This window comes from Streptomyces sp. NRRL F-2664 (assembly GCF_000719345.1).
Classification (GTDB): Bacteria; Actinomycetota; Actinomycetes; order Streptomycetales; family Streptomycetaceae; genus Streptomyces.
Genome location: NZ_JOFX01000555.1, coordinates 1 through 256, shown reverse-complemented (window position 1 = coordinate 256; position 256 = coordinate 1). Strand labels below are relative to the sequence as shown.

The 256-nt window shown below is 71.5% G+C and carries 1 protein-coding gene; it reads left to right on the top strand.

Annotated elements, in window-relative coordinates:
- Window positions 1-256, top strand: a 256-nt coding sequence (locus IF89_RS40220; protein WP_043195178.1) for a hypothetical protein, incomplete at both ends; no start/stop codon positions are given.

Sequence of the window (256 nt, the reverse complement as noted above, 5' to 3'; positions counted from 1 at the left end):
CACTACAACAGCCTCCACCTCCTGACCTCCCAGCAGGTCTACACCTCCGCCCTCGGCGACCGCACCGCCGGGGAACTGGTACGGGGCTACAGCTGGCAGGAGGGGGACTCCCCCGCCCCTCCGCCCCGGGAGGAGGAGCTGCCGGCGGACTGGGCGATGCCCGTCCGCGAGGCCAGCACCGTCCACAACAGCGCCGGCCAGAAACGGGAGACCGTGACTGCCGCCGCCTACGACACCTACGGCCGACCGGTGAAGA